The sequence below is a fragment of the Kitasatospora sp. NPDC127060 genome (genome assembly GCF_042724935.1).
GTDB lineage: Bacteria > Actinomycetota > Actinomycetes > Streptomycetales > Streptomycetaceae > Kitasatospora.
The window spans coordinates 16,237-30,825 of sequence record NZ_JBHXEG010000078.1 but is presented as its reverse complement, the minus strand read 5'-3'; the positions used below and the strand labels follow the sequence as shown (position 1 = coordinate 30,825).

The following is a 14,589-nucleotide window of genomic DNA, read 5'->3' as shown; positions in this document are numbered from 1 at the left end:
GAGGGGACGTGCGGTGCGCCGTGCGGATGGCGCGTCAGCCGCGGACGGCCGGGACCTGCTGGGTGATGCAGTGGATGCCGCCGCCGCCCCAGGCGATCACCCGGGAGCGGACGCCGACGACCTTGCGGTCCGGGTACGCCCCGGCGAGGACGGCGAGCGCGGCCTCGTCCTCGGGGTGGTCGGCCACCGGGACGACCACCGCGCCGTTGGCCAGGTAGTAGTTGAGGTAGCCGACCTCGACCTCGCGGCCGTCGACCTCGACGAACGCGGCCTGCGGGACGTCGACGATCTCGAACGGGCGGCCCTGGGCGTCGGTGGAGTGCTCCAGCACGGCGCGGTTGGCCCGCATCCGGGCGTAGTCGGGGTGCTCCGGGTCGGCGGGGAGCTGGACGACGACCTTGCCGGGGGCGGCGAAGGCGCAGACGCCGTCCACGTGGCCGTCGGTCTCGGTGTCCAGCAGGCCGCCGTACGGCAGCCAGATCACCTTGGTGACGCCGAGGCGCCGCTTGAGCTCGGCCTCGATCTCCTTGCGGCTCATGCCGGGGTTGCGGTTGGGGTGCAGCAGGCACTGCTCGGTGGTGATCAGGGTGCCCTCGCCGTCGACGGTGATGGCGCCGCCTTCGAGGATCATCTCGGAGCGGACCGCCGGGGTGCCGAGGTGCTCCAGCAGCAGGGCGCTGATCCGGTCGTCGGCGTCCCACGGGTGGTGCTTGCGGCCCCAGGCGTTGAAGCGGAAGTCCACGCCGGCCCGGCGGCCCTCGGCGTCGAGGACGAAGATCGGCGCGGAGTCACGGAACCAGGAGTCGTCCATGGGCAGTTCGACGACGGTGACGCCCTCGCCGCACAGGGCACGCGCCTCCTCGCCGTGGCCGGGCGGGGCGGTCATCGTCACGGGCTCGAACCGGGCGATGGTGCGGGCGACTTCGGCGTACTCGCGCTTCGCCTCGGCGAGGGTGTCGCCCCACAGGTCCTCGCGGACGGGCCAGGCCATCAGGCAGCCCTCGTGCTCGGTCCACTCGGCGGGCATGCGGTACGTGACGGTCACGGGATACCTCTTCGGGATCGGGTGTGCGGGTGGAGCGGTGGGCCCGGCGGACCCCCTCCGTGGGGTTGGCCTGCGGGCCGCCGGGAGTCTCGGGGTGGTGCTCGGACGGTTCGGCCTGATCGGCGGCTCGGCCCGGCTCGGCGGCTCGGCCCGGCTCGGCGGCTCGGCCCGGCTCGGACGGTTCAGCCGAGCGGCGGGACGCTGGGCTGGGACTGGGTGGCGCAGTGGATGCCGCCGCCGCCACTCGCGATGGTGTCGATGTCCAGCTGGACGACGTCGCGGTCCGGGTAGGCGGCCTGGAGGATCGCGTACGCCGTTCCGTCGGCCACGGCGTCGCCGAACTGCGGGACGAACACGGCACCGTTGGCGGTGTAGAAGTTGGTGTAGCTGGACAGGAAGTCCTTACCCTTGCCGCGGATCAACTGGCGTTCGGGGCCCGGGAGTTCGGTGACGACCAGGGAACGGCCCCGGGCGTCGGTGGCGCCGGCCAGAGCCTGCTTGGCCTGCTGGTAGACGTCGATCCAGATCTGGTCCGTGCCAGGGCCTGGCCGGTCCAGGACGACCTTGCCGGGTGCGGTGAAGCGGGCCAGGCAGTCCACGTGGTCGTCGGTGATGTCCTGGCCGGCCAGGCCGGGGAGCCAGATGACCTTGCTCAGGCCCAGACTCGTCCTCAGCGCCTGCTCGACCTGGCCCTGGGACATCCCGGGGTTGCGGTTGGCGTTGACCAGCGAGCTGACGGTGGCCAGCAGGGTGCCCTGGCCGTCCGTCTCCAGTGCGCCGCCCTCACCGGTGAACGGCGCGCGGACCCGGTCGACGCCGTACTCCTGGAGGAGGGCGGCCGCGACGGCGGCGTCCTCGGCGAAGGGCTGGTAGTAGGGCGTACCGCTCTTGCCCCAGCCGTTGAAGTTGGTGTCCAGCCCGGCGATCGCACCGGGGGCGGTGAGGAAGGTCGGGCCGAAGTCCCGGATCCAGAGGTCGTCGTTGGGGATCTCCAGGACGGTGATGCCGTAGGCGCCGCCGCGGCCGAGCCAGTAGCGGGCGTCCGCGGCCTGGTCGGGGCGGGCCACCACGACGACCGGTTCGTAGCGGGAGATCGCGTAGGCGACCCGGGCGATGTCGTCGCGGACGGCCGACAGCTGGCTGCCCCAGATCGAGGACAGCGCGGGCCAGGCCATGAAGGTGCGGTCGTGCCGGTCGGTCTCGGCCGGCATCCGCAGCGTGGGGGTCGCTGCGGCGGCCGGCTCGGTGGCGGCCCGGGCGACGTCCGGCAGGGCCGCGCCGAACGCCAGCGCCGGCAGGGCCGCCGCGCCGAACCGGAGCAGTCTCCGACGGGAGGGGGAGGGGGTCGCCTCGGTGGGCGTGGGGGTGGTCATGGACGCTCCCTGCAAGAGGTGGGAGGTGTGGGGGTTGCCCCGCATCCTGTACCTCACTGAAAATCCAGTCAACCCTGTGAGCGACACAAAGCGCATCGACCTGACAAACTGATCAGGATTTCATCAAGTCCGCATCCAGGACGGGTAGAGTGAGCGTCCATGTCGGACCGCCGGACAGGGATACTCCAGGCCGCCACCCGCGTCATCGCCCGACGCGGCGTGCGCGGCCTGCGGATGGGCGAGCTGGCCGCCGAGGCCGGGGTGTCCACCGCGTTGATCTACTACCACTTCACCGACCGGGCGGGGATCCTGCGCCAGACGCTGGAGTTCATCAGCGACCGCGCCGACCACTACACCGCCGAGGACCAGCCCGCGCCCGCCGCGGGCCCGCCCGCCCGGGGGCAGGACCGGGACCCGGGCACCGAACTCGAACGGGTCCTGCTGCGGGAACTCCAGGACACCACCGAGGTGCGGGAGAACAGCACCGCCTGGGGCGAGCTGCGGGCGACCGCCGTCTTCGAACCGGACCTGCGCGAAGACCTGGCCCGGAACACCCACAGCTGGGTGCACGACGTCGCCGGGCTGCTCGCCCACACCGACCCGACCGGCACCGCCCCGGCCCACGCGGCCGCCGCCGAACGGCTCACCGCCCTGGTCGAGGGCCTCAGCGTGCGCTGGCTGAGCGGATCGCTCCCGATCGAGCAGGCGCGCCGGCTGCTCCGCGGCGCGATCGAGGCGGAGCTGGACCGCGGCCGGCCGGGCGGCTCCGGCGGCTCCGGCGGGGGCCGATTCGATGGGTCCTGACGAAACCTCTAAACTCTGCCGCGCCAGCGGGCCGTGCCCGCCCACTCCGGGGCACTACAGCCCGCTCCCGTCCCGGTCCGCCGAGAGAGGCAGCCCGCATGTCCGCCGACCGATCCCCCTTCGCCCTCCAGCCGGTCTTCCAGGAGCTGACCGCGGACGACCCGCGCGAAGTCGGCGGCCACCAGCTGTACGCGCGGCTCGGCGCCGGCGGCATGGGCCGGGTCTACCTCGCGTACACCCCGGGCGGCCGCCCGGTGGCACTGAAGGTGGTGCGGCCCGAACTGGCCGAGGACCCGGACTTCCGGGCCCGGTTCGCCCAGGAGGTGGCCAGCGCCCGACGCATCCACGGGCTGTTCACCGCCCAGCTGATCGACGCCGGCCCGGACGCCGCCACCCCGTGGCTGGCCACCACCTACGTGCCGGGGCCGTCCCTGCAACAGGTGGTGCAGCGCTTCGGCCCGCTGCCGGAGCGCACCGTGCTGCTGCTGGTGGCCGGGATCGCCGAGGCGCTCCAGGCGATCCACGCCAGTGGAGTGGTGCACCGCGACCTCAAGCCCGGCAACGTGCTGATCGCCGCCGACGGCCCCCGGGTGATCGACTTCGGCATCGCCCGCGCCGCCGACGCCGTCGCCCTGACCGGCACCGGACTGCAGATCGGCTCCCCCGCCTACATGGCCCCCGAACAGGCCATGGGCCGGGCCGCGACCTCGGCCACCGACGTGTACGCGCTCGGCGCCCTCGCCGTCCACGTCGCCGGCGGCAGCCCACCCTTCGGCGACGGCCCGCACCCGGTGACGCTCTACCGGACCGTCCACGAGGAACCCGACCTCGACCGGGTGCCGAACGGCCTGCGCGACCTGCTCCGGGCCTGCCTGACCAAACGCCCCGAGGACCGGCCGACCACCGCCGAGGTGATCGCCGCCGCCCGCAGTCACCCGGCGGTGGGCGGACACCTCCGGTTCGGCGAGGACTGGCTGCCGCAGCAGCTGACCAGCCAGATCACCCGGCATGCCGAGCTGCCGCAGGCGCCGCCGGAGGCCGCAGGGGCCGCCGGGGCCGCCGCCGGGCCCGGCCTGAACGCGGCGCCGACGGTCCTCGCACGCCCGGCCGGGCCGCCGCCCACCCTGCTCGCCGCGACGGGCGCCGAGCCCGCGATGGACGCCGAGCCCGCCACACCCGCCGGGCCGGCCCCGGCGGCGCGGCCGGGCGTGCCGCCGAAGCGGGCCCGCGGCCGCACCGCGCTGATCGCCGCCGTGGCCCTGGCCGTCGGCGCCGCGGCGGCGGTGTTCGTACTGGACGACTCGGACCCGGTGGAGGCGGCCACGACCGACGCCCCGGCGACCGGCTCCCCCGCACCCGGCGCCCCGGCCGGATCACCGACACCCGCCGCTTCGCCGACACCCGCCGGACCACCGAGCCCCGCGCGCCCGGACCCCGCCGCCGGCTACGCGGCCGACTACCGGGCGGTGGAGCTGACCTCGGCGGACGCCGGCTACGAGTTCGACCTGACCTCGGGCACGGTGGTGCCGACCGACAGCGTGAACTGGTACGTGGGGCGCAGCGACAGCGAGTTCTTCGTGCCCGAGAACGCCGACGCCTACATCGCGCGGGATGCGGGCCTCGGCGTCGCCGAGTGCCTCCAGGGGCTCGGCGCCCACCCCACCACCCGGGTGCCGTTCAGTGCGGTCGGCCCGCGCGGCGCCTTCTGCGTGCGGTCCTCGGACGGCAAGGAGCTGGCGGTGGTGCGGGTGCTGTCGACGGCGGGCGCGGACGGGCCGGTCAGGGTCTCGCTGGACCACTACCGCCGCAACGGCTGAGCGGTCGGCCAGGGCGCGCCGGCGTCCTGTCGACACCGGCGTACATCGAACGTCTACCGGGCTCGGCGACAGTCCTCCCCGAACGCGGCGGCGGTACGTCGGCGCGAAACTTCGAGAGAGGGCGTACAGCTGTGAGGACCCTGGTACGGAAGAGCCACGTGTGGGGCGCGCTTGCGGCGGCGGCGATCGCCGTCGCCGCCCTTCCGGGGACGGCCAGCGCCGACTCCACCGCCGGCATGATCAGCGTGCTCGACACCAACAAGTGCCTCGACGTCCGCGGGAGCAACACCGCGAACGGGACCCCGGTGCAGATCTACACCTGCAACGCCTCCAGCGCCCAGTGGTGGACCGGGACCGACAAGCCGGACGGCACCGGCATCACCCTGTCCGCCCTCGGCAAGTGCCTGGACGTCAGCGGGAGCGGCACCACGGACGGCACCAAGGTCCAGCTGTGGGACTGCAACGGCTCCGACGCCCAGCGCTGGGTCCGGTACCTCGGCAACGTCCTGGTCAACCCGCGGTCCGACAAGTGCCTGGACGTCCCCGGCGGCAACATCCAGGACAGCAACCAGCTGCAGATCTACACCTGCAACTACTCGGCGGCGCAGCAGTGGTGGTTCGCCCCGCCGCGCATCCCGCACAGCGGCTGACACCCGCCACAGGACCGGGAGCGGCCCGGCAGCCCCGTACGGGCCGCTCCCACCCGATCGCTGGCGACAGGAACCCAGGCCCCGGCGAACCACCCCCGTCCACCGGCGGCCGCGCACCTCGTGCTCCTGACGGCGACGGAGGTCACCCGGCGTTCGGACCGGGGTCGTGTGCGGGCGAACCGGGTGCACCGGGTCGCCTCGGGGCGGTTTGGGTGGTTTCACCTTCAAGCTTGACTGATTTTTCAGTCAATGCCAGAGTTCGGTTCCGGCGAGGCCGGGCGACTGCGCCCGCCCCCGTACGCGGCACCCGTCGGCGCCCCGCCCGCCGGACCGTCCCACCCTCGGCCCCACCGGAGTCCACCGTGTCCCAGACCTCCCTCGCGCGCCGCACGGTGCTGCGCACCCTCGCCGGCGCCGGCCTCATCGCGGCCGGCGCGACCGCCTGCGCGGCCACCGACGACCAGGCGGAGCCGGCCGGCCCGTCCTCCTCCGGCGCCCCCGCCGACCGGCCGTCCGAGCCCGCCACCACGCCGCCCGCGACGGCCGCCCCCACCCCGGCCCGCGGGCGCCGGCTCGGCGGCGAGTGGGAGAAGCACGAGCGGACCTTCATGGCCTGGCCCGCCTCCGAGAACGTCTGGGGCGAACAGCTCGGGCCGGTCCGCAAGGACATCGCCTCGGTGGCCCGGGCCATCGGCGGCCGCGAACCGCTGGTCCTGCTGGTCCGCCCCGGTCAGGAGGACTCGGCCCGCAACGCCTGCGGCAAGGACGTCGAGCTGCTGTCCGTCCCGGTCGACGACCTGTGGGCCCGCGACACCGTGCCGGTGTTCGTGGAGGAGGGCGGCAAGGTCAAGGGCGTCGACTTCAACTTCAGCGGCTGGGGCGGCAAGCAGCAGCACGACAGCGACGCCCGGATCGCCCGGGCCGTCCTGGACAAGTTCGGGGTCGAGCGGATCCCGACCCAACTGGTCGCCGAGGGCGGCTCGTTCGAGAGCGACGGCCAGGGCACCCTGATGGTCACCGAGAGCTCGATCGTCAACGCCAACCGCAACCCGGGGCGCGACCGCGACCAGATCGAGGCCGAGCTCAAGCAGGCCCTGGGCGTCACCAAGGTGATCTGGCTGGCGGGCGTCAAGGGCAAGGACATCACCGACGCCCACGTCGACTGCCTGGCCCGGTTCGCCGCCCCCGGCGTGGTCTTCCTGGACCGGGCCTTCCCCGGCTCCCCGGCGGACGTCTGGTCCCGCTCGGCCGACCAGGCCCGTGCCGTCCTGGCCGAGGCCACCGACGCCACCGGCAAGAAGCTCAAGGTGGTCGAGATCAGCCAGCCCGACCCGGACCGGATCACCGGGCGCGGCGACGCCTTCGTCTCCTCGTACATGAACTTCTACATCGGCAACAAGGGCGTCTACCTGCCGCAGTTCGGCGACTCCCGGGCCGACGGGCACGCCCAGGAGGTCTTCCGGGACCAGTTCCCGGGCCGCGAGATCGTCCCGCTGGTGATCGACACCATCGCCTCCGGCGGCGGAGGCATCCACTGCTCCACCCACGACCAGCCGACCCCCTGACGCCCGCCGCGCCGCCGCCGCGGGGCCGGGGGCCCACCCGAACGGCCCCTGCTCCCTCTCACCCCACGGCGGCGGGCACCGCTTCAGGTGCGTTTGAAGAACTCCACCTCGGCCAGCGCGATGGTGCGGCCCGGGCCGGTGCCCGCGGCCTCGCGGACGGTCAGCTTCACCTGGACGACGTCGCTGATCCCCGTCCCCACGGTCTGCGGGCCCGGCTGGTCGTTGAGCGTCACCTGCTTGCGGTGCACCTCGCCGTCCGAGGCGGTCACCTCCAGGTCCAGCAGCACCGGACGGGCCTGCTGCCGGAAGTGCTCCGGGTCGGCGGAGTCGCCGGTGTGGATGATCAGGTCCACCAGCCGGAACGGGCTGCGGAAGGTGAAGCTGACGGAGTCCCCGATCGCCGGCGCCCCCCAGTAGGTGTTGGAGAGGCCGTCGTCGGAGAGGGTCGCGGGATGGCCCTCGACGGCGGCGCTCGCCGTGGTCAGCGAGGGGGCGATCGGCGCGGTGCTGCCCAGTTTGTCCAGCACGTCCTGGTAGGCGCTCTTGCCGAGCGGCCACAGCAGGACCCCCGCCACCACCAGCGCCACCAGCACGATCAGCGCGATGGCGCGGCGCAGCGCGTTGCCCGAACCGCCGATCCGCACCCGGCGGCGGAACGGCCACCGGGTGCGCCACCAGGGCAGCTCGGGCCCGGCCGCGGTGACGGTCAGCGGCGCGGCGCAGCGGCGGCAGAACCGCCGCTCGGGCAGGTTGGGCGTGCCGCAGCGGGGGCAGGGCGGGCCGTCCTGGGCCTCGTCGACCGTGGCGGTCCGGACCACCGGGCGGGGCGCGATGGGCTTGGCGGGCTGCACCGCCACCGGGTCGGCCGGCGGCACGGGGGCCGGTTCGGGTACCGGTTGGGGCACCGGTCCGGGCGTGGCCGCCGGAACCGGGGCGGGCTGGGGCGCCGGGGCGGGCCGGGCCCGGGTGGAGGTCGAGCGCGAGGTCGCCCCCGCGGGCGGGGCCGGCGGCTCCTCGGCGGCCGGGGTCGGCGCCGCTGGGGCCCCGGGCTCGGCCACGGGCTCGGCCACGCGTTCGGGGGCGGGCTCCGGGGCGGGCGGCTGGGCACGCCTGCTGCGGCTGGTCACCCGCCGGGAGACGTTGCGCCAGGTGGAGCCGGTGCGCGCGGTCCCGGGGGCGGCGGACTCGACCTCGGCGGGCGAAGGCTCGACCCGCGCGGGCGAATGCTCGGCAGGGGCGGCCGCGGGCGCCGCCGGGGCAGCGGGCGCGGGAACAGCGGGCGTAGGAGTAGCAGGGGTAGGAGTAGCAGGCGTAGGAGCAGCGGGCTCAGGAGCGGCAGGCGCAGCCGCCGGCGTACTGCGCGACCACCCCAGGTAGGCGCCGCAGTTGCCGCAGAAGTCGTCCCCCTCCGCATTGGCCGTTCCGCATTCGGGACACACCGGCATCCGTCAGCCCTCCGCTCGCCCGGGTGGACCGGGCAGGATCTCGATCCGGCAGTTCAGGTGGACCGGGCAGCCCGCCCGGACGGCGGACAGCAGCCGGTCCTCGTCCAGGGCCGTGCCGTCCAGCGGCCAGACCCGGATCAGCACCTCGCCACCCGGCGCGGACGGCGGGGCCTCGCCGGGGGTGGTGGACCAGGAGACGCCGCCGCCGTCGCTGATCTCGCAGCCGGCGCCCAGCACCAGGCGCAGCCGCTCGGCGAGGCCGCGCCGGGTGCCGCGCCACCGGTGCAGTTCCACCGCGCGCCCGACCACCGCCCGGCGCACCTCCTCCGGCCAATCCGGGTCGATGTCCACCGCGACCCAGGTCGCCAGCCAGTCCAGGAAGTCGACCGGCGCCAGGCGGGGCCGGAAGTAGGCGGGCAGGTTGTCCAGGGTGTTGAAGACCGGGGCGAGGACGGTGTCCAGGCCGGCCGTGAAGCGCTGGGCGAAGTCGTCCTCGGCGAAGAGGGCGGGCAGCAGCTCGCCGATCGGGTGCGGGCTGGGCAGCCCGGGTACGGCGGCGCGGGTCATGACGTGCCGTCCTCGGCGAGGGCGGTGACCACGACCTGGTGCTGGTGCGAGAAGACCAGGGCGTCCGGGGGGACGTCGACCCGCTCGGCGGGTGCGCCCCGGCGCCCGGTGATCGGGTCGGCCGGGAACAGCCGGAGCTCCTCCACCCCGGCGACGGCCGCCTCCCGCTGGAGCACGGCGAACACCTCCCCGTACTGCACCGCCCGGCCGAACGGCCAGCCCGTGCTGTCGGCGCCGCCGCGCAGCGGGTTGAGGTAGCGGTACAGCGCCTGCAGCACCGCCTCGCGGACCCGGTCCGGGTCGGCGGCGCGGGTGGTGAGCCGGGCGACCACCGTGACGCCCTGGTAGGTGGGCGGCTGGACGAGCACCCGGGTGCCGATCAGCCGCCGCTCGTCCAGGGCGGTCGCCACGGCGGCCAACACCTGCTCGTCCGGGATGAGTTGCTCGAAGCGCAGCCGGTCGCCGTCGTCCGCGACCGCGTCCGGGACGACCAGCACCCGCACCGCCCCGGCCTCGCCGCCGGCCGCCGGTACGCAGCTGACCCGGGCGGCGGAGGGCGCGGCCTGCCGGGCGATCAGCTCGAAGTCCCCGGCGGTGACGGCGCGTTCCTGCAGCCGCAGCTGGTGCGGGGCGCGCGCCTTGGCGTTGTCCACGGTCTCGCCGTCGACCCCGCCCCTGGCCGCCTCGCGGTTGTCCACCCGGGCGATGTACGGGACGGAGCTGCGCAGCACCGTGACGGTGTTCCGGGCGACGTTGCCCGCGATCCCGCCGCCGGTGCGGTACTGCGGGACGCGCAGCCGGGCGCCCTTGGGCGGCACCGCGCCGAACGCGCGCAGGCTGCCGTCCGCCTCCCGGACGGCGGGTGGGAACAGGAACTCGCCGTTGGTGGCGTCCAGCACCACGTGCCGGTCGGCGGGCGCGGAGTCGCCGAAGTGCTCGACGACCGTCCAGCGCTGCCACCCCTCCCCGGCCGAGACCTCGACCACCGGCGGCCCGCCGTCGAGCAGCACCGGCGGCCGGGCGAGCCGGAACCGCTGGCCCGCGACGCCCTCCGAGCTGCCCAGCGGCGCATCGGTGACGGTCTGGGCGTGCGCCGCCGTGACGGTGCCGCCGACGGTGAACACCTCGGCCCGCCGGACGGTCGGGGACTCGGAGTAGAACGGCTGGCCCGGCCGCGGCTCGGTGACCCGGCAGCGCAGCCAGCCGGCCCGGCGCCCGGCGACCACCGACGCGGTGTGGCCGGCCGGTACGAACACCACCACCTCGCCGGGCCGGTTGAGCCCGCCGGTGGTGTCGCTGCCGGTCTCGCACTCGATCCAGCGCGCGCCGTCCCACACCTCCCAGGCCAGCGGCGGCTGGCGCGGGTCGACGCCGACGCCCTCCACCCGGCTGTCCAGCCGGACGGCCAGGATGCAGCGCGGCACCACGGCCGGCAGGGCGAACAGCATGGCGTCGCCGGCCACCGGGCGCGACTGGAAGCACGGCACGTCCGCGCCGTCGGCCAGCCGGGTGGTCACGTCGGACTGCTCCCCGGCGGCCGAGACGGTCACCAGCCGCTCCAGCGCGCTGGGCACGATCGGCAGGTCCTCGGCGGTGGCGAAGACCACCGCCTCGTCGGTCTCGGTGCGCAGGGTGGACACCTCGGTGCCGGCCCGCAGCAGCACCGTCTCGGGCTGCGGGGCGGAGAGCCAGAAGTCGACCTCGGCCCGGGCGGCGGCCGGCGGGAACAGCCGGATGCCCAGCAGGTCGAGGAAGGCGGAGTAGTTCTTCTCCGGCACCCGGTTCAGCCGGTAGAGCAGCTGGTCCACCAGGTAGGCGAAGGTCTCGATGAGGGTGACGCCCGGGTCGGAGACGTTGTGGTCGGTCCACTCCGGGGCGCGCTGCTGGACGTACCGCTTGGCCTCGTCGACGAGTTGCTGGAAGCGGCGGTCGTCCAGGTTCGGGGAGGGCAGGGCCATCAGCGCACACTCCCGTCCAGGGCGGCCGGGGACTCCGCGGACGGCGTCTCCGGAATGGTGTAGAAGGGGAAGACCAGGTTGCGGCGGTCGTTGGTGGCCCGCACGGTGTAGTGGACGTCGATGTAGAGGGTGCCCTCGTCGACCCGGTCGAAGGCGATCACCACGTCGTCCACGGTGATCCGCGGCTCCCAGCGCTCCAGCGCGATCCGCACCTCGCGGGCGATCCGCCCGGCGGTGGTGCTGTCGCCCGGGGCGAAGACGTAATCGTGGACGCCGCAGCCGAACTCCGGGCGCATCGGCCGCTCGCCGGGGGCGGTGCCGAGGATCAGCCGGATCGCCTCGGCGATCTCCCGGTCCCGCTCGACCATGCCGATGCCGCCGGTGGCGTTCACCCGGAGCGGGAAGGCCCAGCCGCGGCCGATGAAGCTGCTGGTCACACGGCACCCCCGATCAGTACGTTGAAGGCCCCGGCGATGATGGTGGCGCCGCAGGTGGTCTTGTCGCCCATCCGGGCCGCGGGCAGGCCGCCGATGAGCACCGCGCCCCCGGTCATCCCGCCGAGTTGGGGCTCCACGAGGTTGGCGGGCCCCATCTCCACGTGTGGGACGCAGGCGTGCACGGTGCCGGCCACCGCGGCGGGCCGGCCGCCGATCAGCACCGTCGCGACCTTGAGGGCACCCGGGGGCGGGGTGGTGAGGGCGCCGCCGTGGTCGGTGGGGTCGCCGGTCCGGGCTGCGGGGGGCATGTACGGTCTCCATTCCGATGGCTCCTGCCGGAGCGCAGTGATCTTCCTTCCGTCATCTGACGCCGCGTCAGTTGATGTGCACGAACGCCCCCTTGATGACCGCCTCGGCACCGCCGTCCACGGTCACCGCCGTGGTGCCGCGGACGGTCACCGAGCCGCCGCGCACGTTCACCTCGCCGGTGCCCGCGTCCAGGGTGATACCGGAGGGGGTGAGGCGCACCGTGCTGCCCGCCCCGCCGACCCCGCCGTGCACGGTCAGCACGATCTCCCCCTTCTGCTGGTCCAGCCGGACCTCCAGCTTGCCGTCGCCGCTGGCCAGCCGGACGCCGGAGCTGCCGCCCGGCACGTCCAGCAGTTCCATCCGGTGGCCCGAACGGGACACCACCGAACGGCGGTTGACCTTGCCGGCGGTCGCGTCGACCAGCGGCACGTCGTGCGGCGAGGGCCCGTCAACGCCGTTGTAGAGGCCGCCCAGCACATAGGGGCTGTCCAGGTCCCCCTGCTCGAAGCCCACCAGCACCTCGTCGTTGACCTCCGGGCTCACCACCCCGCCGCCGCCGTGGCCGCCCCACTGCACGGTGCGCACCCAGTCGGAGACGTAAGTGTCGTCCAGCCAGGGGAACTTGAGCTTCACCCAGCCGCGCTGCGCGCCGCCCGGCTCCCGGACGTCGGTGACCACCGCGACGGCCAGGCCGGGCATCCGCGGCCCGCGCGGCGGCGCGTTGCCGCCGGTCGCCAGCCCGGCCAGCGAGCGGTCCGGCGCCGCGCTGACCACCACCGTGGTGCGGTAGCCGCGGAACGGCTCCAGCAGGTGCCGCGCCCCGGTGACGGTGTAGCGGCCGGAGAAGGCCGCGCCGACGTTCCCCAGCGCGACGGCGGTGCCCGCCCGCAGCCGCGGATTGCCCTCCACCACCGCCTCCAGCTCCCCGAAGCCCGCGGCCACCGAGGCGGCCAGCGAACGCGCCACGGCGGTGGTCTCCGCCTGGGTGCGGTACGGGGTGTCGGCGACGGTGAACCGGGCCTGGCCGGGGAAGGCCGAGGCCACCACCGAGGGGCTCATCCCCGGCAGCACGGTCGGCGAGGTCACCGAGGGCTCGGTGGCCACCAGAGCGCTCTTGGTGGTGACGTTCCAGCCGCGCGCCTCCACGGTGTCCGCACCGGCCGCACCGGTCAGCACCCCGCGCAGCTCCAGCAGGTTGCGCCCGTACTCCAGCACCAGCGGGCTCTGCGGCGCGGGCGTGCTCGGAGCCGGGGCGGCCGAGGCCGGCTGCGGCCGGACGAACTCCAGCTTGCCGTCGTCGTCCACCCGCACCTGCGCACCGCTCTCCTGCGCCAGGAACTGCAGGAACTCCCAGTCCGGGACGTTCGCCTGGGACAGCTGCTGGTGGACCACCGGGAAGGAGTCCACCCGCCCGCAGGTCAGGCCCGCGCCGGCGGCGACCTGGCGGACGATGTCGGCGGTCGTCATGTTCCGGAAGGCCTTCACCCGACGCCCGCGCATCAGCCGGTGGGTCACCGCCGAGGCCCGCACCACCGTGTACGAGCCCGTGGTGTCCACCTCCAGCTCCAGCGCCGTCACCTCCCCGGTGAACAGCCGCACCTGGGTGTGCCCCTGCACGGTGACCACGGACACCCGCAGCTCGGTGCCGATGGTGATACCCGTCGCGGACAGGAAGGTGTGGTCCGCGTCCCGGAAGCTCAGCACCGCCGTGTCCGGCAGCCCCACGCTCTCCTCGATGTCGCAGGACACCAACTGGGCCGCCCACACCGGCGGCAGCGGCCCCGGCGCCTCGACGACGGGATCCGCGGCGAACGGCCGGCCGCCCCGGGCCTCGGGAGTGGTCACGGCCGGCCTCCTCGGGTGAGTTCGTCGATCCCCGGCACGATCAGCTCCGCACCGGGCACCAGCACCAGCGGATCGTCGATGTCGTTCGCCTCCGCGATGGTCCGCCAGGCCGTCGCGTCCCCGTACGCGCGCCAGGCCAGCAGCGGCAGGCTGTCGCCCGCGATCACCCGGTGGGTACTGCGGGCCTCCGGGGAGCCGGAGGTCGGGTTCTGCCCGGCCGGGTCGACGCTCGCCTCGTCGATGGACAGCGAGCAGACCGCGCGCAGCGGATTGCCGTCCACGTCGAACAGCGTGTACGTGACGGACAGACCGGTCAGCACCCCGTTGAACGAGGTCGTCTTCAGGGTGCCCCAGTCCAGCCGGATCCACGGACTCGCCGGGGTCTTGCGCGCCAGGCTGGTCGGCGTCGGCACGCAGGCCTTCATCAGCTGCTCCACCGCCTGCTCCACCGAGTTGTCGTGCGTCGCCGTCGAATCCAGGAACACGTCGAGCGACAGCGAGCGAGGCCCGCTGCCGACGAACTCCGGCAGGGCCGACTCGCCCGCCATCCTGGACGGCGTACGCCGCCACTCGGTGGTCTTGCGCAGCACCAGGGTCGCCGGGTTGAACTGCAGCGGAAGCCGCGCGATCGGACCGCCGGGCTGGGCGCCGACCGTGGACGGGGGCTCCATGATGGTCAGTTGGGCCCGGGTGACGCTGGCGGGGACCGCCGAGGACATCCTGCTGCTCCTTGGATGGTGGGTGGGTGGACGGGCGGGCGGGCGGGCGGGACCG

General features: G+C 74.6%; 13 protein-coding genes and 1 pseudogene. 4 read left to right on the top strand and 10 right to left on the bottom strand.

The window, feature by feature from the left end:
* Positions 1–34: 34 nt before the first annotated feature.
* Positions 35–1,045, bottom strand: coding sequence for an agmatine/peptidylarginine deiminase (locus ACFWIS_RS32210; RefSeq protein ID WP_380459930.1), 1,011 nt, complete (start codon positions 1,043–1,045; stop codon positions 35–37).
* A 182-nt stretch (positions 1,046–1,227) separates the two neighbouring features.
* The gene (locus ACFWIS_RS32205; RefSeq protein WP_380459932.1) at positions 1,228–2,418 is read right to left on the bottom strand and encodes an agmatine/peptidylarginine deiminase; all 1,191 of its coding nucleotides are present in this window, start codon (positions 2,416–2,418) and stop codon (positions 1,228–1,230) included.
* Positions 2,419–2,577: 159 nt separating this feature from the next.
* Here ACFWIS_RS32205 and ACFWIS_RS32200 point away from each other — a divergent pair, with 159 nt between their 5' ends.
* The 4 genes from ACFWIS_RS32200 (at position 2,578) to ACFWIS_RS32185 (ending at position 7,254) form a co-directional block, all read left to right on the top strand.
* Positions 2,578–3,222, top strand: coding sequence for a TetR/AcrR family transcriptional regulator (locus tag ACFWIS_RS32200; protein ID WP_380459933.1), 645 nt, complete (start codon positions 2,578–2,580; stop codon positions 3,220–3,222).
* A gap of 98 nt (positions 3,223–3,320) precedes the next feature.
* Positions 3,321–5,039, top strand: coding sequence for a protein kinase (locus tag ACFWIS_RS32195; protein ID WP_380459935.1), 1,719 nt, complete (start codon positions 3,321–3,323; stop codon positions 5,037–5,039).
* Between the two features lie 158 nt (positions 5,040–5,197).
* Positions 5,198–5,689: a ricin-type beta-trefoil lectin domain protein gene (locus ACFWIS_RS32190; protein WP_380459937.1), complete on the top strand. Its 492-nt coding sequence runs from the start codon at positions 5,198–5,200 to the stop codon at positions 5,687–5,689.
* 362 nt (positions 5,690–6,051) lie between these two features.
* A complete protein-coding gene (locus ACFWIS_RS32185) occupies positions 6,052–7,254 on the top strand; it encodes an agmatine/peptidylarginine deiminase (RefSeq protein WP_380459938.1) in 1,203 nt (400 codons plus the stop codon).
* 83 nt (positions 7,255–7,337) lie between these two features.
* Here ACFWIS_RS32185 and ACFWIS_RS32180 read toward each other — a convergent pair whose 3' ends face one another.
* From ACFWIS_RS32180 to ACFWIS_RS32145, 8 genes and pseudogenes are all read right to left on the bottom strand, one after another.
* On the bottom strand, positions 7,338–8,381 hold the full coding sequence (locus ACFWIS_RS32180) for an NADase-type glycan-binding domain-containing protein (RefSeq protein ID WP_380459968.1): 1,044 nt from the start codon (positions 8,379–8,381) through the stop codon (positions 7,338–7,340).
* Between the two features lie 252 nt (positions 8,382–8,633).
* Positions 8,634–8,699: pseudogene (locus ACFWIS_RS32175) on the bottom strand (zinc-ribbon domain-containing protein); the annotation flags it as partial.
* A 3-nt stretch (positions 8,700–8,702) separates the two neighbouring features.
* Positions 8,703–9,266, bottom strand: coding sequence for a phage tail protein I (locus tag ACFWIS_RS32170; protein WP_380459940.1), 564 nt, complete (start codon positions 9,264–9,266; stop codon positions 8,703–8,705).
* The gene (locus tag ACFWIS_RS32165; RefSeq protein WP_380459942.1) at positions 9,263–11,224 is read right to left on the bottom strand and encodes a putative baseplate assembly protein; all 1,962 of its coding nucleotides are present in this window, start codon (positions 11,222–11,224) and stop codon (positions 9,263–9,265) included. The genes ACFWIS_RS32170 and ACFWIS_RS32165 overlap by 4 nt, the downstream gene beginning before the upstream one ends.
* Positions 11,224–11,661 carry a GPW/gp25 family protein gene (locus tag ACFWIS_RS32160; protein ID WP_380459944.1) on the bottom strand — a complete coding sequence of 146 codons (438 nt, stop codon included), beginning with the start codon at positions 11,659–11,661 and terminating at the stop codon, positions 11,224–11,226. The genes ACFWIS_RS32165 and ACFWIS_RS32160 overlap by 1 nt, the downstream gene beginning before the upstream one ends.
* The gene (locus tag ACFWIS_RS32155) at positions 11,658–11,969 is read right to left on the bottom strand and encodes a PAAR domain-containing protein (protein ID WP_380459946.1); all 312 of its coding nucleotides are present in this window, start codon (positions 11,967–11,969) and stop codon (positions 11,658–11,660) included. The genes ACFWIS_RS32160 and ACFWIS_RS32155 overlap by 4 nt, the downstream gene beginning before the upstream one ends.
* Before the next feature lie 67 nt (positions 11,970–12,036).
* On the bottom strand, positions 12,037–13,815 hold the full coding sequence (locus ACFWIS_RS32150) for a VgrG-related protein (RefSeq protein ID WP_380459948.1): 1,779 nt from the start codon (positions 13,813–13,815) through the stop codon (positions 12,037–12,039).
* Complete coding sequence (locus ACFWIS_RS32145) at positions 13,812–14,534, bottom strand: LysM peptidoglycan-binding domain-containing protein (RefSeq protein WP_380459950.1); 723 nt, start codon at positions 14,532–14,534, stop codon at positions 13,812–13,814. The genes ACFWIS_RS32150 and ACFWIS_RS32145 overlap by 4 nt, the downstream gene beginning before the upstream one ends.
* Positions 14,535–14,589: the final 55 nt, after the last annotated feature.